The organism is Bacillus sp. FSL W7-1354 (genome assembly GCF_038002405.1).
Taxonomy (GTDB): Bacteria; Bacillota; Bacilli; order Bacillales; family Bacillaceae; genus Bacillus; species Bacillus paralicheniformis.
Genome location: NZ_JBBOCL010000001.1, coordinates 1,805,790 through 1,824,353, shown reverse-complemented (window position 1 = coordinate 1,824,353; position 18,564 = coordinate 1,805,790). Strand labels below are relative to the sequence as shown.

Below are 18,564 nucleotides of genomic sequence, written 5' to 3'. Positions count from 1 at the left end.
GGGTGCACAGATTTCCTATCACTGATTGATTAAATCAATGTTGAGTCAGCCTCCTGTAATACTTTCGAATGAAGGAGATACTTTAAATAGCCAAGCTGCATTTTCAATTGCGTGTGATTATATGTACGAAAGGTTAATATTACGTAACATGAAAGTTCGAATGCAAAAGTGCATACCATGTACAGTTCGGCTTTTTCGGCTGTCCAAGCATATATTATAAATTCCGCTGTATTTAAGTGCGAAGCTTGTAACAGGTTTAAACGAAAGCCTGATATCTAGGTATTATGCTTTAAACACACATCTGGATTTCTCTAGAAAAGCAAAGGTATTTGGGGGTTTATGTAAAAAATAGTAAATGCCTTATGCAACAAACAGGCTGTAGAGCAAAGTGAAGCATATCATCAACTTTCTGACCGAAATCAAACATGAAAACTGATTAAACCCTCTTAATAGAAGTTTTTTATTTATGTATTGGATTGGTTTAAAATTGACAATTGAGTCAAAAGGTGAAAAAGCTCTATCCTATTTCTAGGATAAAGCTTTTTTTATTGTTAGACAGCATTAATACATTTCTCTCATAATGAAAAATAGATTGTATAAAAATGGGTAATCTGTATTAATTGTTTAAAATGAGCATTGTTAGGAGCGTATTTATGTCTGTGAAAATAATTATTGACACTAATATATTTTTAGGATTTTTTCAATCTAAACAAACATCTTTAAAAAAGTTACCAGCAACTCTCTGCGGCATCTCGCCGTGTTCAATTGTTTAGTCCTTTTTTTTCATAATCTTTACAAATCTGAAAAAGTCATCATCATCCGGCAGGGGCTTGTCATCTTCGCGTCCATTGCGATGTATATGCGGATCAGAGTGATGTTCATTGTAGAACTCTACGATATGGAATCCACACTTATTCACATAGAAGTTGATATTTCGTTTTTCGAAATAAGGTGTCACGGTTTCCCAAAGCACAGTATCCGGATACTGTGCTTCAATGGCTTTCCAAGCAGAAAGACCAATCCCTTGGCTGTGATATTCTGGAGATACATAGAATAAATCTAGCGAATTATGATGTGTTTGGCTGTTGATACGTACTACTGCACCACCGACCTTCTTACCATCCTGAAGAATATGATATACCACTGCTCCGGGAGCATTGAAAGACTCCTGAACATCATTGTCCGATGGAATCGGTCCATCTTCGCAATCACCGAACGTTTCAATCACGGCGATCGCAAAGGCTTCTTGTAATTTTTTTTGGAATTCTGGCAGATCAGATTCCTTTGCTAGTTCCAGAATAACTTTTGGTTCCTTTTTTGTTTTCATGATTGTTCACTCCCTCAGTTGCTGAAATATCGAGTTCAGTCGTTCAGTAGAAACATTCCAGCTGTTCTACGAGCCCTTATCACAAAAAGTGATTCCGTCACTTTTTCTTCCGCGGTAAATTTGGCGTTAAAATACTTCAAAAGCTTTCTCCTGTCTTTTTGTATGATTTCTTTTTCTTTGTTTTATTGGAAAACAAGCTGCATGTAACCCTTATTTACTATCGTTCACTACCGTATTAAGTGTTTATGCGGGATTTGTCATCATTCTCGAATTTTTCCTGCGAAAAGTTACAAAAATAGTCGAATGAGGCGCCTTTGACTATGAACATGCGTAAAAGATTCAATTTAGATTCGATCATGAGCAATGCACATTGAGTAAACTCTGGTGGATTTATTAGCCCAAAGAAGCCTAAATGATATAGTCCATATATCAAATCTGTCCGTTTAATGCCCGCTTCATTCAACAACACTAATTTGAAGTCATGCAATCTGTGCAAGGGGGTTATTTCTGAATAGATTTTTCCGAATGCAGCGGAGTTGCTTTGGGACTCCCGTTTAATTTGCCATACGTCAGCTTGCGCCATATTAATTCCATCGGACCGTACTTAAATCGTCTCAACCACAATGTACTAAAGATCATAAGCACGAAATACACGGCCAGACTGAACATGAACGTGCCGGCGGATTGAATATGATCCGCAAGCCCGAATCCGTACCTGAGGAACAGAACTGTTCCAATGATAGAGTGAAGCAGATAACAGGTCAATGACATCCGTCCGACTTTGGTGAATATCATCATAGGGCCTCGCAGCTGAGGAACGTATAGAAACAGCATTGCAAAAGTGCTCATATAAAACATACTTCCGGTTAAGCCGCCATTTTGACTCAAGACAGAGGAAATGTCCTTCCACAGCATATTCTCAGAAAGATTAAACATGTCTAGTAATATACTGCTTTGTGTTATTAGAAAAGCGATTGTGCTAATGATCCAGATACGCTTCCATATAGGCTTTTTCGCTTCCATGTCTTTGAAAAATTCCATCTTAACAAAGTACACGCCCAGCAGAAACATGAGAAACATGGAATAGATCATAGAGAAAGAGCCAGCAGCCATCGTGACCATATCTGTCCACCGAGTGCTGATGGATTCCACGTAGGTAAGGCTGCTGTGGCTAAACAAAGTAAACTCTGAAAAATTTGGGTTTTTTGACCCTGCAGTATTGATGACATTGTACAACATTGTGAAAACAGGAGTCAGGAATTGAAACACGATAAGTGCGATAATCCATCTAAGCACCGTTTTGGCCGTGCGTTTATAGAAGGCGAGTAACAGGAAGCCGCTTACGGCGTAAAAGGCTAATATGTCACCGACCCAAACAAATGTGATGTGCAAAATGCCAAATCCCAACAGGATAGATAACCTACGGGCAAACAGCTTGTTGGGACTATCTACCTTCTGCGCGGCTCGATCCATAAAGATCATAAACCCAACCCCGAACAGGAAGGAGAATAACGTAACGAATTTCCCTTCGGCAAACCAGGAAACCAGATTGTGCAGTACGTCATCGGAGGTCATTTCGAATCCCTTTACTGAATCTACGATCAGAAAATAATTGACAATAATAATGCCCAGCAAGGCAAATCCGCGTACGATGTCCAGAAAATGAACCCGTTCCCGCAGACTCACCGGTTGCCCGTGTCCTTCTTTTTGTACAGTCATATCAATGCTCCTTTTCCATTTATCATCGCAATGTGTGGTTCGGATCTGAAAAACCTGAGCCTTACAATGGATAAATATAAAGACCGAATCTTAACAATTTATGAAGAGTCATCGTTTTTTTAGAAAATGTGACAAATTTGTGGCGGGCATCAGCTTTCATAAATTGTTAAGATTTACGTAGTATCTTATAACGTACTTAACTATGAACGATATATAGTAAGGACACACGAGAAATAACATCAAGAATCATGAGGTGAGAGAGACATGACCCATCGAATATTAGTCGTAGAGGATGATCAGGATATTGGTGATCTTTTGGAGGAATCCCTTACGCGTGCAGGCTACGAGGTGCTAAGAGCCAAGGATGGAAAGCGAGCATTGCAACTTGTGGATGACTCGCTTGATTTGGTTATTTTGGATATTATGATGCCAGGCATTTCGGGAATTGAAACATGTCAGCACATCAGGAAATCCTCTAACGTCCCGATTCTGTTTCTGACGGCCAGATCGAGTACACTCGATAAAACTGAGGGGTTACTCGCCGGCGGCGATGATTATATGACTAAACCATTCTCGGAAGAGGAACTTCATGCTAGAGTGATTGCTCAATTACGCAGATATACTATCTATCAGGAAAAGAAGGAACAGGAAGAAACATTTCTTATCGGGGGCAAACTAAGAGTGAGCGAAGAATTTAATGAGGTCTGGAAAGAGGAGCAGCAAATCAAGTTGTCAGATCTGGAATATCGTATCCTGAAACTTCTGATGAGCAAACGCAACAAAATATTTTCTGCCCAAAATATATATGAGAGTGTGTGGGGACAGCCTTACTTTTACTGTTCCAACAATACGGTGATGGTGCATATTCGGAAGCTGCGCTCCAAAATTGAGGATGATCCGGCACGTCCGGTTTATATAAGAACTGAATGGGGAAGAGGATATCGATTTGGCGCATCGTAAATTTACGCTAACCAAAAAACTGGCTTTGCTGATCATGGTTGCTGCGTTTGTGAGTGGTGTGATCTTTCTGACGTTGCAAAAAATCACAGATGATCTGATCGAGGGATATCTGAGTTCGGATGAGTATTATCACGAGGAGTCAGCAAGATACATTCAAAAATTCAGCAAGTACGTTTCAGAAAATGAGTTGTCTACATCAGATAGAAAAGCGTTTGGTGAGTGGGTCAAAAAAGAAAATTACATTAACCTCACCATATTCAAGGATCAGGAGCTGCAATATGATTCCATTTATTCCGAATCGGATTATGGAAAGGAGAAGCTGACTCAGTACGCTCAAAATCATTCACATCCTGTCAAGTTTAGCGATGGTGAAGGAAGAGTCATTATCGACGGTTTCTACTCTTCCCGATATTATAGTCTGGCCTTTACATTGGATTTGCTCGGGGCAACCCTCATCTTTTTAATCATTGTTCTCTTTGGCATTCGCCAAAGTCTTCGCTACCTTAAAACGATTCACCAAGAGATTCATATTCTTGAAGGGGGCGAACTGGACTACGAGATGACGATAAAAGGGCATGATGAATTAGCGATGATTGCAAAGAGCATTGAGGATCTGCGGAAAGCTTTCCTGGACAAACTTAAAGCGATCGAGGAATTGCAAGCTGAGAGCCGCAGCCTGGTTACCGAAATGTCGCACGATATGCGCACACCGCTGACGTCGCTGATCATGAATCTGGAGTTTGCCAAAAAAGCGGGAGGCGAAGCGGGTACCAGCAAAGATCGGTATGTAGCCAATGCTTATGGTAAAGCACTGCAATTAAAAAGCTTGTCTGACAATCTGTTTGCGTATTTCCTGCTGGACAAGGAATATGAGGCCGATCTGGAGACCGTTGCAGTAAAAGAAGTGATCTACGATCTAATATCAGATCAGATTGCTATCCTTCATCAGAAGCATTTCCGGGTCCATATTTCAGGCGAGCTGCCGGAAACCTATATTAACGTGAATTTGGAGGAGCTTGGTCGTGTATTTGATAATGTGATGTCAAACTTATTTAAATACGCAGATCCGGAAGAAGAAATCAGCATCACGTTTGTATCGGATCAAGAGATATTTGAGATCCATGTTAGCAATACGATTAAACTTGCGGATATAACACCGGAAAGCAACGGACTCGGTGAAAGGAGCATTGCGCGAATGATGTCCCGCATGCAGGGACAGTTTCACAGTATACAAAAGAATTCTAAGTACTACATTGTGCTACGATTTTGGAACACCAAGATGTAGGCTGAGAATAAAAACCACGAATATATTGAAATAGGAGACAACATGATGAGATTTTCCAACAAATTCAAAAAGGTGCCTTACCTGTTACAAGCGCTTCTCAATGTCTGTCTGTTCTTCCTGGCGATAGCCTTAAGCGCACTTCTGATCAGTGAGACATGGTACATTGTGCAATTCGTATACAAGTCACTGTTCAACAAAGTGGACAGCTATTATGAGATGCTTGGAGAACTGCTTATATTCTTCATGTACTTTGAGTTCATTGCTTTGATTATCAAATACTTCAAATCAGACTTTCATTTCCCGCTTCGCTACTTCATTTATATTGGCATCACAGCTGTCATTCGTTTGATTATCATCGATCATGATCAGGCGATCTCAACGTTCTGGTGGGCGATGGCCATTCTTGCAATGATCTGTGGATTCTTTATTGCCAATAGACGAAATTCTGTTGTTGAACATTAATAAATTAGTTCACTTTATGCCGATACGCCGCCGAAATGTCCTAATTGTGAATGGGAACTGGAACAGAATAAAAAAATTGATAATCGGTATTTATAAGTCTAGCTGTTTAATGTCAGTTCAGAAATCTGTAGTGGATCAAAGTGGATTGTGGTTGTGAGTGGATATCTGAATGTATTTTTTGGCTACTTTAACAGACATGTCCCGATGACATAGCATTAAGAACTGAAAATCGCTTCTTTATTTTAAAAGGAAGAGGTTAAAATTCTTAATAAATAAGATGAAAAAGTTAGGATGGACGTTTATTGTTTTTTCTCGCCATTTTTTAACCATAATTGATATAAACGTATAGAAATGTAATGAAAATAAACTTTCATAACCAATGAGATAGATTTACTATATTGAGGGCCCAGTAATATAGAATACAGATCGATGGTTCAAGCCATCGGTTTTTTATTTGTTTTCATACTGAAAATCACCCATTAGGACAAACAGTTATTACATAGCATTACCCAAGGTGTGATGCATTTATGAAGGTGATGCTCATCGAGGGGCCGCAAGCTGACAAATGCATGAACGATTCCTCTCATTATTTAATAAAACTTAACAGGAAGTAGATCCAAAGTGATGGCAATGTATATAAGGGTATGGATCGAGCAACCACACCCAGATCGAGGCCTGTATAAAGAAAGCAGGGACGATGCGATTAAAGAACTCATAATCAAGTTGTCTGCTATGATCCAGATTGTCTTTCTCATAGAGCTTATTAGTGTGCAAAAACGATTTTCATAACTCTTTCATCTATTTCTTTTAAAAGAAACTTTAGTGAAAATAGAGAAAAGCCGGAATGTCCAATCCGGCCTTTGCTAAATTATGTCCCCTTCGCCTTCTTCCGCTTTTCCTTCTCAGCCCGGTAAAACTCATGAAACATCTTCATCAGCGCGCGCTTCTCAATCCGCGACACATAGCTCCGCGAGATCCCAAGCTCCTTCGCGATCTCGCGCTGCGTTTTTTCCTTCTTCAAATCAAGACCGAAGCGGCCGACGATGACTTCCTTTTCCTGTCCGTCCAGAATGTCGATGTATTTTTTGACTTTTTCAAACTCTGTGCCTGAGCTGGATGGTGTCGTTGACGTCTTCGTTTTCCGATTTGAGGACATTGATGAGGCTGATTTCGTTGACTCCTAGAGGTTATCCGTTTTTGTTGTATTAAAGTAATAAAGAATTTTTAAGTTTAACGTTATTTAAAAAAGAAACATACATACGTATTTGGTATGTCCCCCATGATGCTATTCACACGTATGAAAGTAACGGTCTTGAAAATATGTGGGGAGACGCACAAACAATTGCAATGAAAATTAAAGATGACATGAAAAGATAATTTGGTTTGCCATGAACTGTTGGAATTGAACCGAATACGCTGCTGGCAAAACTCTGTCTTGACACGAGTTTTTGGGCATGCCGAGATGTGAAAACAAAGAAATTTCAGTTTCTCTTTCCAATATTCAGGAGACAATTTAATCAAGCTCAATCTATTTCGCCCTGATCAAGAAAAAAGCGAATACTTGGGTACGTTATGGACGGTTTCAGAGAACGGTACGGCTCGTCAGCACTTCTACACGAAGTTTTTTATACAAACGCCGGAACCGCAAGATTGAGATTAAAGTTAGAAAGGAAAATTGTGTATGCTGCGGGACAGAGGAAGTATCAAATGGGTGTCAATGATGTTACCGGAACACGTTGAATTGCTCAAAGAATATCATGAAAGTCTTGATAAAGTGAAAAAGCTGGTTGGTTGTCATATCATTTTTAATGACCTTTCTAAAATGGAGTCGTGTAGTTTATACGGTCACTGATACTCCTTCGTCTATATCCACTTACATTCTTCTGCTGAATGATAATGTCCATTACTCTATCTAAATTGCTCCCAGCTCTTTTGATGTTGTAGATGATGCACCAAAGAGCTTTTTCTACACACCTGCAGCCTTTCCTTGTGCAAGAGGGGAAGTGTCTACACGTAGCCCCACATGAATGCACTACTTATCCCATTTTCTTCTCCCCACTGAAAAATTCTGATCTCTCCTTCTCTAAATATTTATATAGACACAGTATTTTTTACTGTGCCTATCCTAACTTTTCCCTTGATATCTCATCTAGGTTAGAAAAAAGAATGTCACACCCTAAGAACAGAAATGTAATAAAAAAGGATAAAAGTAACTCTCCACCTTGAAATATGGATACATTACTTAGATGGCTATTTGTAACATACTCTATGGAGAAATAAACGGCTATCCACGCAACAGCAAACTCAAATATATAAGTTACCCACTTAGGAATTCTAACAAATATTGAGAGTCCTTTTATAACTGCCATAAGTATAAGCATGTAAACAAGTGCTAATGAGCTTACTAATAAAGAAAATATGTATAAATCAGACCTAGAGCTATAATTTACATAGTCGCCTAAGAAATGATTAACACCTAAAGAAACAAAATAAATAATTAGGCTAGGAACTGCCATGGCAAAGAATAAACAAAAGCCTATGAGGAGGATAAAAGATAGGAACGCCAAGGTGTTTGGGGGATTATCTATAACCCCCTTTCTAATCAAAAGTAAAAACAAAACACAGGAAATAACCAAACATGAAAGTATAGCTAGAGTTATTGCTGTAAAGATTGTCATCTTTGACCTCCATTAGAAAAGTGCCATTAGTGGGGAACTAACAGCACTTTCTTAAATTTTTTATTCGTTAAATCAGCGTAATAATGAATTTTGCCAATGCTCTTGCCACATCAGGCGGACAGCCAATACCTCTCAGTCCATTATAAAACTGATTCTCTGTCCATTTTTCGCCTTTATCCATCAACTTAGCTACTTTAGCAGAGTTTTTTCTAACCCATGCGGCGGTCTTTGGAGACAAAGGTCTAAGCATTTGCGATAAAACCCAACCTCCTAAGCGGAGAGCTAATTTAAAGGCTTTTTAAGACCATGACACTACGCCTTGAGTTTGAAAATTCCCATTAGCAGTAGCTACTGTTTTAACAGGTACATTCTGTGACTTGATAGCGTTTTGTACCCCTTTATGAACAGTCACTTTCATAGCAACAGGAGTAGCTGACGCTGTTTTTTCAGATGCTAATGCACCTGATGTGCCTAAGAAAGATGTAAGAAGCGTGGCGCTTAGAACCACTGAAGCTATTCTCTTTTTATTTTTCCTATATATTTATCTCCTATTATATTATGAATAATTTTAAAACGATTTAATTGCAATGGTTGTCCAATATGCTAAAACTTTGGCATTTATGTTAGAAAGTCCTGATTTTTTAAGCGAATTATATAGCTTATTTTGGACATCAGACCACCCAAAGGCATAATACTCATCTAAAAGGTCTTTTAGTACGGGTTCTATATACTTTGTAAACCTTTCTTCAAGTTCATTTCTTACTTTCTTTCCTGCAAGCCTTTCTACAAGTTGAAAAAGCTTTGCTTTATTCTTTAGAACTGCCCGGATAGCATCTTTAACAGGCTTTGTAGCAGAGTTTTTATTTTGTAATTCAACCTTTGGTGTGAACAGACTATCTACAGTATAAACAATGGGTACGGATGTTCCAGTGGCATTAGTATCAATCTCATCATTTTCCTTAGCTTGAGATGACTGGACAAAGGAAGTAGAGCCAAGGGCTAAAGAAGCTATTACTATGAATCCTTTAGCTAGTCTATTGATAATCATTTCCTCCTCTACGTATAATTAGTAGCAAACCAGTGACTATGTATTTAGGTTACAACCTGTAATTGTTTGCTTTGGTATGAATTCCCACCTCCTTGTGATTATTCTATCAGTAGTAAAAATATGGGTAAATAGGAAAAAGGAATAATATTTATTTACATTATTAAAAAGTTCAAAAAATATAATTGTGTATAGCTTATCTGTCATATGAGACTCTTTATAAGAGGAGAATAATGTACTAATAAATATTATCCCCTTCCATCTCTACCTTCCCTTTCGCCTTTTGTTTAATAATCTATTTTTAATCAAAATAAGACTTTCTAATGAACTTTACCAGGACTCAATCAGTGCAGGTTAAAGGCTTAGTGATGACTAATTTCATAAAGGCCAAATAAGTTTTCTAAAACCAAACTCAATTGACCTTTAGCAATGTTAAAGCCTATTATTTTGGGAGAGAGGTGCTATAATACTTTTACTCTTAAAAAAGGAGGAGGAACCTTATTAAGTTCCCCCTATATTCGACACAGTGGAGGCTGTAGCTATAGATTTATACTTCTAGTGTTGTAGGTAACTAGCAATTGGTACAGATTCTGCCCTTTCAAAGTAGTTTGCGATTTAAATAAGCAAAAAAAGACCAGGGTTATCTACTTCCTGGCCTTCTTATATTTTATTTTCCCTTCGCACGCTTCCGCTTCTCCTTCTCCGCCCGATAAAACTCATGAAACATCTTCATCAGCGCGCGCTTTTCAATCCGCGACACATAGCTCCGCGAAATCCCAAGCTCCTTCGCGATTTCGCGCTGCGTTTTTTCTTTCTTCAAATCAAGGCCAAATCTGCCGACGATGACTTCCTTTTCCCGTCCGTCCAGAATGTCGATGTATTTTTTGACTTTTTCAAGCTCCATGTTGAGCTGGATGGTGTCGATGACGTCTTCGTTTTCCGATTTGAGGACATCGATGAGGCTGATTTCGTTGCCTTCTTTGTCCTGGCCGATCGGGTCATGGAGGGAGACGTCTTTTTTCGTTTTTTTCAATGCGCGCAAATGCATGAGAATCTCGTTTTCTATACACCGTGCCGCATAAGTGGCGAGCTTTGTTCCTTTTCCGGCTGAATAGCTTTCGATCGCTTTGATCAGCCCGATCGTTCCAATGGAAATCAGGTCTTCTGCATCTTCGCCTGTGTTTTCGAATTTTTTGACGATGTGGGCGACCAGCCGGAGGTTATGCTCGATCAGCATGTTTCTCGCGTGTTCATCCCCCTGGGCCATCAGCTCCAAGTACTTTTTTTCGTCACTGCTTGACAGCGGCTGTGGAAAGGCATTGTTTTTCACATATGATACTAAAAAAACGAGTTCCTTGATGACATAACCGAGCGCTGCAAAAACACCTGTCATTATCGGCACCTCCACATAATGTATGTAGGCAGAAGCCTATATGTAAATGTATGTGGGAGGGGGGATGTCTGTGTCTGTACGCGGCAAAATTGCCGGACTGCCAAATATTTCGGCGTTCTGTTCGGCATGCAGCCGCTTGTTTTCGCAACCGCTTCCATTTTTTAATCGTTTACAAAAGTTAACAATAGCGGGATAATAAAGGCAAGGAGGTGAGGGTGCCGGACGGTTCACCATAGGGTAAACGCTATCAATCAGTTAGTCCGGTGCGGCAGATGAAAAACAAACGTCTGTTCATACTTTCGTTGATTGTGCTGAGCGTGGTCATGATCGGGGTTCAGGAAACCTTCCCAAATCTGCTGACGACAGGGTTAATGACTGTCGTTATTGCAGTGGCAGTTTTTAATATTTTAAAAGAATCGCTGAATAAAAAAGATGAAACACACAGCAAATGAGGCGGTAGAAAGCGACGGTGCTTCTATCGCCAATAGGAAAAACCGGCTCAAAGTGGTGAGCCGGTTTTCTTATTTGTCAGTCTTTCAATGCTTTTCCCATGCCTTTTAAAAATTGCAGACCGAAGCCGACGGCTCGGTTGATGTCAGGGTCGTTCATGGCTTTCAGCAGATCGAGGACCCCGGTTTTTTTATCGCTTTTTAAAAAGTCTTCTCCTTGTTTTGTGCCGGCGACGATGCTTTCTACCAGTTTCCCCATGACTTCCGGTTCGGCTTTGGAGAGAGCGCCGCCTGCCGCAATGGCTGTATTCATCAGGTTTTTGGCCGGCTCTTTAGACAGCTGGCCGAGGACGATTTTGGCGATATCTTCCTTTGCGCCGATCATGCTGTCTGCGGCATCAAGAACCCCGAGGCCGTTCAGTTCGCCGAGAAGCTTCATCGTTTTTGAAACGGCGGCTTCCTGTTCAGCCAAAAGGGTTTTGAGTTCTTCTAATTTTTCAAGCTTCATTTGCTCCTCAGATTTGTCTTCTTTGCGGATGGCGGTGATGGGAGCTGCCATGTGTGATGACCTCCTTTTGATTTAGTCTGTTAAATGAACGTATCCCGGTCGCTTCCATTTCCGCTCGACTTCAGCTCCGTTTTGCGGATGGCGTTTCTTATTGCGCGGATTTGTTTTCGGAAGCGGCGGTTCTGCGCATCCGCCGAGCACTTCCATACGCACCTTTGTCTGCTTGTAAGCAGGTGTATTGGTACGCGCATCTACTGCGGGGCCGGTCAAGAAATTGATCGCGGATTCTTTATCTGTCGAGTTCATCGGCAAATACAACTCGTTCGCTCTAACCCGGTCTGTCACAAGCGCGGTTAATTTTACGGCGCCAAACGGCGAGATCAGTCTGACCTGCGATCCGTCGCAGATGCCCCTGTCTTTGGCAAGCTCAGGCGAGACTTCAACAAAGACGTCCGGCACTTTCGCCTGGATGCCTGCCGATTTGTTCGTCATATTTCCTTCGTGAAAATGCTCCAGCATTCGGCCGTTGTTAATGTGAAGGTCGTATTCTTCAGGGAATTCGGCCGGCTCTGTCCAGTCTGCGAGGGCAAAGCGCGCTTTCCGGTCAGGGAAGTTAAAGCCGTCTTCATATAAAAGAGGTGTGCTTTCTCCGGTCAGGCTGCCCCACAGGAAGCTGTTCCATCCTTCAATTGCATCATAATCGGCCTTTGCGAACAGCGGTGACAGGCTTGCCATTTCTGAAAAAATATCTCCCGGGTGGCTGTAATGCCAGTCAGCTCCAAGCCGGTTTGCGATGTCTTGAATGATGACCCAGTCCGGCTTTGCGTCTCCGAGCGGCGAAAGGGCCTGATACAATCGCTGGACGCGTCTTTCCGTGTTTGTAAAAGTTCCTTCTTTTTCAAGCGAAGCTGACGCAGGGAGAACAACGTCGGCGTATTGGGCTGTTTTCGAAAGGAACATATCCTGAACCACAAGGAAATCAAGGCTTGATAAAATGTCATGGACCCGGTTTGCGTTTGAATCGACTAATGCCATATCTTCTCCGACGATATACATAGCTTTCATTTTGCCTTCTTCAACGGCGTGAAGCATTTCGATGTTGTCAAGTCCGGGTTTCTCGTTGATTGTTGTGCCGTAAGCTTTTTCGAACTTTTTCCGCGCTTTGTCATCTGTAATGTGCTGATATCCCGGAAGCCAGCCGGGGAGCGTCCCCATGTCGCATGCGCCCTGGACATTGTTATGGCCGCGGAGCGGGTACGCCCCAGCGCCCGGGCGGCGGTAATTACCGGTAGCTAAAAGCAGGTTTGAAATCGCGGCGGACGTGTCGGAACCGCCTGTGTTTTGGGTGACTCCCATTCCCCAGAGGACGCACGTACCGTCGGCGTCGCGGATCATCTCAGCGATTTGGATCAGCGTCTGTTGATTGATGCCTGTGATTTTTTCTGCATATTCAAGGGTGTATGTCTCAAGCGATTGCTTATATTCTTCAAAGAAATTGACGTTTTCATTGATAAACGCTTGATCGTGCCAGCCTTGGTCAATCATATACTTGGTCACGGCCATCAGCCATACTTGATCAGTTCCTTGCCGCGGTCTGATAAACAGATCCGAGCGTTCGGCCATTTCGTTTTTGCGAAGGTCAGCGACGATCAGCTTTTGTCCGTGAAGCTTATGGGCGCGCTTCACACGGGTTGCCAGTACCGGGTGGCCTTCGGCCGGGTTGGCGCCGACGATGATGACGAGGCCTGCTTTCGCGATGTCTTGAATGGTGCCAGCATCGCCGCCCATGCCGACTGTGCGGAACAATCCGTCCGTTGCCGGAGACTGGCAGTACCGCGAGCAGTTGTCGACATTGTTCGTGCCAAATACTTGCCGCGCCAGCTTTTGCATCAAGTAGTTTTCTTCATTCGTAATTTTTGAAGACGAAATAAACCCGACGGCGTCTTTTCCGCTCTGCTCCCGAATTGAGCCTAATCTGCGGGCGACGTAGTCAAGCGCTTCTTCCCAAGTTGATTCGACAAATTCGTCATTTTTGCGGATCAGCGGTTTGGTCAAACGCTCTTCCGCATTTACGAAATCCCATCCGAATTTCCCTTTCACACACGTCGAAATGGCGTTGACGGGAGCTTCTGACACCGGCTGAATTTTTAAGATGTCACGGCCTTTTGTCCATACTTCATATGAACAGCCGACACCGCAAAATGTACAGACGGTCTTTGTCTTTTTGATCCGCTGTGAACGCATCGCCGCCTCGACTTCTGAAACGGCAAAGATGCTGCTGTATCCCGGCTCTACATCTTTGACAAGGTCGATCATCGGCTCCATGACATCCGGTTTGATGCCTGTCATGAACCCGGCTTTTCCAAGCATCGATTTTTCCATTAACGCATTGCACGGACAAACCGTGACACACTGCCCGCAGCTGACACATGATGACTCGTTGATTGAAACGCCTTCATCCCAGATCACCCGCGGACGGTCACGCTCCCAGTCAATTGAGAGCGTCTCATTGACCTGCAGGTTTTGGCACACTTCAACACATTGTCCGCATGCGATGCACTGATTCGGATCATAGCGGTAAAAGGGATGCGACATATCGACTGCGCAAGACGGGTCTTCTTTTGGCGTGTAAGGGTATTTCTGCTCTTCGATTCCCATCATTTCTGCCGTATTATGTAGCGTACAGTTGCCGTTGTTGTTGTCGCATACCGTACAATAAAGCAAATGGTTTTCGAGCAGGCGGTCCATTGCTTCTTTTTGTGCCGCTTTGACCCGTTCTCCAGACAGGCTGACCGTCATTCCGTCTTCTGCCCGCAGGGAGCATGCCCGCTTTAATTTTCCGTCTGCTTCCACAATGCAGGTATCACACGTTTGAATAGGATCCGTCTCTGGAACATGGCATATTTGCGGGTGTTCAAACCCGTTTTTGTTCAATATGTCTAAAACGGTTGCCCCGGCCGCTGCTTTAATTTCTTTGCCGTCTATCCGGACACTGATTGGCTTTCCGTCCATCTTTATTCCCCTCCATCATCTTTTCAAAATCAAAAAAGCCATGTACATATATACCGAATCCTGGCGTGGAAAGCGGTATAAACATACATGGCGGAATAGTTTACTAGCAAAGCTTACTAACAGACCAATCCTATATTGTCAGAATTCGATAGATTCATAACACGACGGTATTACAAATCCATCAGCCCGGCTTTTATTATAAAGTGATATTGATTATAATTCAATAGAATAGGAAAATTTTAACCAAGTGAAATGTCTAAGGGGACATCGAGACAGATGGAAGGTTTAAACGGAAGGGGTATGCATGATGTCTAAAAAAATCCACGAATTCAACGATATGATCCGCAAGCTTCGAAAAGAGCTGTTTGGCAAGGGGCCTGAACGGATTCACACGGTCTTTGTCGACAATATGGCAGTTTCGACGCTTTACGGCAATTTGACGGCGAGCGAGCAATTTATCGCAAGCACGTCGGAGGGAAGGGAAATGGTCCATGCCGCAAGGACGACCCTGATTCAGAAACACTACTCCAATCACGTGCCGGAAGGAATGGAGCAGCTCATCGGAGCGAAGCTCGAGCACCTTTTTACAGACATCAAAATTCAGGAGGATATTGCGGTGTCTGTTTTTATCTTTGACCGCAATATTGAATACGGCACCGAATCAGCCAGCGGGGCTTGACGATCGGTCTCAAGTTCGAGGGGGAGTCATGATGATTGAACTGAAATCGAGTGAAAAACGAAAAGCAAAGGTTTTGTTAACAGACGAAAGTCCGACATTCGCGCATGCGATAGCCGAAGGACTTATCGAAGGAAACGTTTATGTCGATGATTTCTTCACACCGGCCACTGTTCTTTTTCGAACAGCTGCCGGGATTTATTATGTCGCTGGAGATATCCCCGACAGCGGAAGGAGCGAATGGCTTCATTATTTGAATGAACAGAGGAACGGAGCGCGCTTTACCGTGTTTTCGGCTTCTGAGGAGTGGGACGCCTTTTTAATCGGGGGGCTTGGCGATCCTCTGCAGCAAATGGAGCGCGTGTCATTTTTCCTTGGAAAAGAGGAATATGTTCGCAGTGCCGCATTTGCCGGTGTTGAAAGATTTTCTGAAGATGACTTTCGAAAAAGCGCGAATTTCACGGAAAAATACGCGATTGAGTATTGGGGAGGGCCAGGCCGTTTTTTGAAGAACGGTTTCGGATTTAAAGTGTCGCATGAAGGTGTGATCGCCAGTGAATGTGTCACCATTTTTTGTTCGGAACGCTTTGCCGAAGTTGATATCGTAACACACCCGGATTACAGGGGACGTGGGTTTGCAGCCCGCTGTGCCGGCGCCTTTATCGCGTATGCAATAGAGAACCGCTTGAAACCGCGCTGGGATTGCGACCGGCAAAACGTTGCATCGATTCGCCTCGCTGAAAAATTAGGCTTTCGACCTGTCAAAACATATTCATTGTTTGTCGGAAAACCGTGAACCAATACGAATGTTTTTAAACAGGGGGGACAGGTTAAATGCATAGTAAGGACTAAACGCTTGCAGGATGGCAGAGATTTCTCCCATTGAAAGTGCAGCTTCTCTCCTATATGATCGTAGTATTGGCTTTTGGAGGTGGAACGAATGAAAAAAAGCTTGGTGATGGTCCTCATCTTTCTGCTTCTGCTTGCAGGCTGCGGAGAGGACGATCCCAGAAAAGTCGTAGCATTTGGAGACAGCAATACACGCGGCTCAAATTGGCAATTTCGCGATTATCCAAAAGCGGAAAAATGGGTCAATTTACTTCAGACTTCCCTTCAAGGGCAGTACAAAATAAATAATGCGGGAATAGGCGGAGAAACGACAGAAGACGCCAGGCTTCGGTTCAGGAAGGATGTGCTGGATGAGCAGCCGGCATATCTTTTTATCATGTTCGGAACAAATGATGCAGCAATTCTTGCGAAAGGGCTGCCGCGCGTATCCAAAAAAAGGTTTAAAGAAAACCTCTATTATTTTGTTAAAGAAAGCCGCCGCCGCGGAATAGAGCCGATATTAATGACGTGCCTGCCGATCGTCGAAGGAAGCGGGGACAACATCTTTTATTATGCAAGATACCGGGCTGCTTCGTTTGAAAAATATGGAGGAGCGCGCAAATGGCACGATTCCTATAATGATGTCACAAGGGAAACGGCGCGTGAACTTGATGTTCCGCTGATCGACAACTGGAAAAACATCGTGAAAAAAGCAGGCGGAGCTACAGATGAGAAGCTGATCCATTCGGGGTTTATCGACCCATCGGGAAATCACTTAACCCCAAAAGGCGCGCGAATTATTTTTGAAGGAATTAATGAAAGTAAAGTTATAAAAACTTCTTGATTTAAGTAAAAGGCCTAGCCATTTCTCCTTTTTCTTCATAGGCTGTTACTATAACAGTCTAAAGGAGGAATGATGCGATGGGATATCCTTTTCCCGCTGGTCCGTGTTCGTACCCGGCTTATCCCGGATATGCAGGCGCCGCATACGGATATGCGTTCGTTGTCGTCCTTTTAGTCGTCCTGCTCGTCATCGGCGGGTTCTACTGGCTTAGTCCTCACGGATTCTTCAAATAGCACCTCTTTTAGAGAGGTGTTTTTTCATGAAAAACAGTAGTAAGCGTATTATTCAAGTGATATAATATCAACCTAAGTGAAAAAAAGCGGCAAGAGCGCTCGGGAGTGCTTGAGCTATGAAGAGACGGAAAGCAGATGACCGAGCGACCTTCTTTTGATTTCGGTTTCAATCAGCTCGATGAATTCGCGGTTCAAATTCATCTCATTTGCTTTAATGTATGATTCTATTAAAAGTTCATCAGACAGCTTTTTCATACTCGGTACCCATTTAATGGGGAAGACACCTCCTCATAAAAATTGGAATAACCTGTTTGGAATAAGCATAAAATGTTAAGTTATATGATCTTTGTTTGAAGTACCTATAATCTATCATGAATATTGGGCGAGAACAATCGTTCTGTTATCCACACCAAAAAGTGGATAACTTGTGGGTATCATGTTTATAATTTAATAAAAGGTCGATGAAATATGAGTGGATACTGTGTGTAATTTTATCCACACCTGTTGAAGAATCCTATTATATGTCGAAAACTTTTCGGACAGCCGATTTTTTAAGACACTTTTAGATTTGTTTCGACACATTGAAAAAAGAAGCAGTAATTGAAAGGAAAGGGTGCGGCTTTGTGTTAAAAAAGTTCTTTTTGCCGGATGAATTTGTAAAAAATATTTTTCATATTACCCCTGAAAAACTAAAAGAGCGCAATGTAAAAGGGATTATTACGGATTTGGACAACACGCTTGTAGAATGGGACAGGCCTAGTGCGACACCGCGTCTCATCGAGTGGTTTGAAGAGATGAAAGAGCACGGCATTAAAGTGACAATTGTCTCAAATAATAATGAAAAACGCGTTAAAATATTTTCTGAACCGCTTAATATCCCGTTTATTTACAAAGCGAAAAAGCCGATGGGCAGAGCTTTCAGAAAAGCCGTCAAAAATATGGGTCTTAAAAAAGAAGACGTCGTTGTCATAGGAGATCAGCTCATGACAGATGTGCTGGGAGGGAACCGCAATGGGTTCCATACCATTCTTGTCGTGCCTGTGGCTGCTTCCGACGGCTTTTTTACGCGTTTCAACCGCCAGGTGGAACGCAGAATTCTCAGCGCTTTAAAACGGAAAGGCCATATTCAGTGGGAGGATTAAAGA

17 protein-coding genes and 4 pseudogenes are annotated in these 18,564 nt (G+C 42.4%); 10 read left to right on the top strand and 11 right to left on the bottom strand.

The genetic code is table 11. From position 1 onward, the window contains the following. Window positions 1-34: 34 nt before the first annotated feature. The 4 genes and pseudogenes from MKZ04_RS09280 to MKZ04_RS09265 form a co-directional block, all read right to left on the bottom strand. Window positions 35-279 (bottom strand): annotated as a pseudogene (locus tag MKZ04_RS09280) (ImmA/IrrE family metallo-endopeptidase); the annotation flags it as partial. A 490-nt stretch (window positions 280-769) separates the two neighbouring features. Further along, window positions 770-1,327, bottom strand: coding sequence for a GNAT family N-acetyltransferase (locus tag MKZ04_RS09275; protein WP_341045731.1), 558 nt, complete (start codon window positions 1,325-1,327; stop codon window positions 770-772). Between the two features lie 344 nt (window positions 1,328-1,671). Further along, a pseudogene (locus MKZ04_RS09270) lies at window positions 1,672-1,910 on the bottom strand (hypothetical protein). Next, window positions 1,829-3,046, bottom strand: a complete 1,218-nt coding sequence (locus MKZ04_RS09265) for a DUF418 domain-containing protein (RefSeq protein ID WP_039072861.1) — start codon at window positions 3,044-3,046, stop codon at window positions 1,829-1,831. The pseudogene MKZ04_RS09270 and the gene MKZ04_RS09265 overlap by 82 nt, the downstream one beginning before the upstream one ends. A 264-nt stretch (window positions 3,047-3,310) precedes the next feature. On the opposite strand from MKZ04_RS09265, the gene yrkP reads away from it, so the two are divergent. The 3 genes from yrkP to psiE are packed head-to-tail and all read left to right on the top strand — an operon-like array spanning window position 3,311 to window position 5,753. Beyond that, window positions 3,311-4,006 carry a two-component response regulator YrkP gene (gene yrkP / locus MKZ04_RS09260; protein ID WP_026579256.1) on the top strand — a complete coding sequence of 232 codons (696 nt, stop codon included), beginning with the start codon at window positions 3,311-3,313 and terminating at the stop codon, window positions 4,004-4,006. Continuing rightward, entirely contained in the window at window positions 3,993-5,291 is a 1,299-nt protein-coding gene (yrkQ, locus tag MKZ04_RS09255; protein ID WP_023855273.1) for a two-component system sensor histidine kinase YrkQ, read from the top strand. Before yrkP ends, yrkQ begins: the two co-directional genes overlap by 14 nt. A 45-nt stretch (window positions 5,292-5,336) precedes the next feature. Next, complete coding sequence (gene psiE / locus MKZ04_RS09250) at window positions 5,337-5,753, top strand: phosphate-starvation-inducible protein PsiE (RefSeq protein ID WP_023855272.1); 417 nt, start codon at window positions 5,337-5,339, stop codon at window positions 5,751-5,753. A gap of 868 nt (window positions 5,754-6,621) precedes the next feature. On the opposite strand, the pseudogene MKZ04_RS09245 reads toward psiE, so the two are convergent. After that, window positions 6,622-6,928 (bottom strand): annotated as a pseudogene (locus tag MKZ04_RS09245) (sigma-70 family RNA polymerase sigma factor); the annotation flags it as partial. Between the two features lie 506 nt (window positions 6,929-7,434). On the opposite strand from MKZ04_RS09245, the pseudogene MKZ04_RS09240 reads away from it, so the two are divergent. Further along, window positions 7,435-7,536, top strand: a pseudogene (locus MKZ04_RS09240) (YolD-like family protein); the annotation flags it as partial. Between the two features lie 337 nt (window positions 7,537-7,873). Here MKZ04_RS09240 and MKZ04_RS09235 read toward each other — a convergent pair. The 3 genes from MKZ04_RS09235 to sigK all read right to left on the bottom strand — a co-directional run bounded on the left by MKZ04_RS09235 (window position 7,874) and on the right by sigK (window position 10,869). Beyond that, window positions 7,874-8,431, bottom strand: coding sequence for a hypothetical protein (locus MKZ04_RS09235; RefSeq protein ID WP_025811118.1), 558 nt, complete (start codon window positions 8,429-8,431; stop codon window positions 7,874-7,876). A 568-nt stretch (window positions 8,432-8,999) separates the two neighbouring features. After that, window positions 9,000-9,479: a hypothetical protein gene (locus tag MKZ04_RS09230; protein WP_023855267.1), complete on the bottom strand. Its 480-nt coding sequence runs from the start codon at window positions 9,477-9,479 to the stop codon at window positions 9,000-9,002. Window positions 9,480-10,143: 664 nt separating this feature from the next. Beyond that, window positions 10,144-10,869: an RNA polymerase sporulation sigma factor SigK gene (gene sigK / locus MKZ04_RS09225; protein ID WP_023855266.1), complete on the bottom strand. Its 726-nt coding sequence runs from the start codon at window positions 10,867-10,869 to the stop codon at window positions 10,144-10,146. Between the two features lie 272 nt (window positions 10,870-11,141). Between sigK and MKZ04_RS09220 the strand changes: the two genes are divergently transcribed. Continuing rightward, window positions 11,142-11,321, top strand: coding sequence for a hypothetical protein (locus MKZ04_RS09220; protein WP_023855265.1), 180 nt, complete (start codon window positions 11,142-11,144; stop codon window positions 11,319-11,321). Between the two features lie 76 nt (window positions 11,322-11,397). Here the strand turns inward: MKZ04_RS09220 and MKZ04_RS09215 are convergent, their stop codons facing one another. Both MKZ04_RS09215 and fdhF read right to left on the bottom strand, forming a co-directional pair. Continuing rightward, window positions 11,398-11,877 carry a DUF1641 domain-containing protein gene (locus MKZ04_RS09215; RefSeq protein ID WP_025811120.1) on the bottom strand — a complete coding sequence of 160 codons (480 nt, stop codon included), beginning with the start codon at window positions 11,875-11,877 and terminating at the stop codon, window positions 11,398-11,400. A 21-nt stretch (window positions 11,878-11,898) separates the two neighbouring features. After that, on the bottom strand, window positions 11,899-14,838 hold the full coding sequence (gene fdhF / locus MKZ04_RS09210) for a formate dehydrogenase subunit alpha (RefSeq protein WP_035338391.1): 2,940 nt from the start codon (window positions 14,836-14,838) through the stop codon (window positions 11,899-11,901). A 307-nt stretch (window positions 14,839-15,145) separates the two neighbouring features. Here fdhF and MKZ04_RS09205 point away from each other — a divergent pair, with 307 nt between their 5' ends. From MKZ04_RS09205 to MKZ04_RS09190, 4 genes are all read left to right on the top strand, one after another. After that, window positions 15,146-15,517 carry a DUF2294 domain-containing protein gene (locus MKZ04_RS09205; protein WP_025811122.1) on the top strand — a complete coding sequence of 124 codons (372 nt, stop codon included), beginning with the start codon at window positions 15,146-15,148 and terminating at the stop codon, window positions 15,515-15,517. A gap of 31 nt (window positions 15,518-15,548) precedes the next feature. After that, the gene (locus MKZ04_RS09200) at window positions 15,549-16,310 is read left to right on the top strand and encodes a GNAT family N-acetyltransferase (protein ID WP_026579267.1); all 762 of its coding nucleotides are present in this window, start codon (window positions 15,549-15,551) and stop codon (window positions 16,308-16,310) included. Between the two features lie 144 nt (window positions 16,311-16,454). After that, entirely contained in the window at window positions 16,455-17,186 is a 732-nt protein-coding gene (locus tag MKZ04_RS09195) for an SGNH/GDSL hydrolase family protein (protein WP_020452283.1), read from the top strand. Window positions 17,187-17,263: 77 nt separating this feature from the next. Beyond that, the gene (locus tag MKZ04_RS09190; RefSeq protein ID WP_023855260.1) at window positions 17,264-17,419 is read left to right on the top strand and encodes a hypothetical protein; all 156 of its coding nucleotides are present in this window, start codon (window positions 17,264-17,266) and stop codon (window positions 17,417-17,419) included. 114 nt (window positions 17,420-17,533) lie between these two features. Here MKZ04_RS09190 and MKZ04_RS09185 read toward each other — a convergent pair whose 3' ends face one another. Continuing rightward, the gene (locus MKZ04_RS09185) at window positions 17,534-17,674 is read right to left on the bottom strand and encodes a sporulation histidine kinase inhibitor Sda (protein ID WP_003183713.1); all 141 of its coding nucleotides are present in this window, start codon (window positions 17,672-17,674) and stop codon (window positions 17,534-17,536) included. Window positions 17,675-18,042: 368 nt separating this feature from the next. Here MKZ04_RS09185 and MKZ04_RS09180 point away from each other — a divergent pair, with 368 nt between their 5' ends. After that, window positions 18,043-18,561 carry a YqeG family HAD IIIA-type phosphatase gene (locus tag MKZ04_RS09180; RefSeq protein WP_020452282.1) on the top strand — a complete coding sequence of 173 codons (519 nt, stop codon included), beginning with the start codon at window positions 18,043-18,045 and terminating at the stop codon, window positions 18,559-18,561. Window positions 18,562-18,564: the final 3 nt, after the last annotated feature.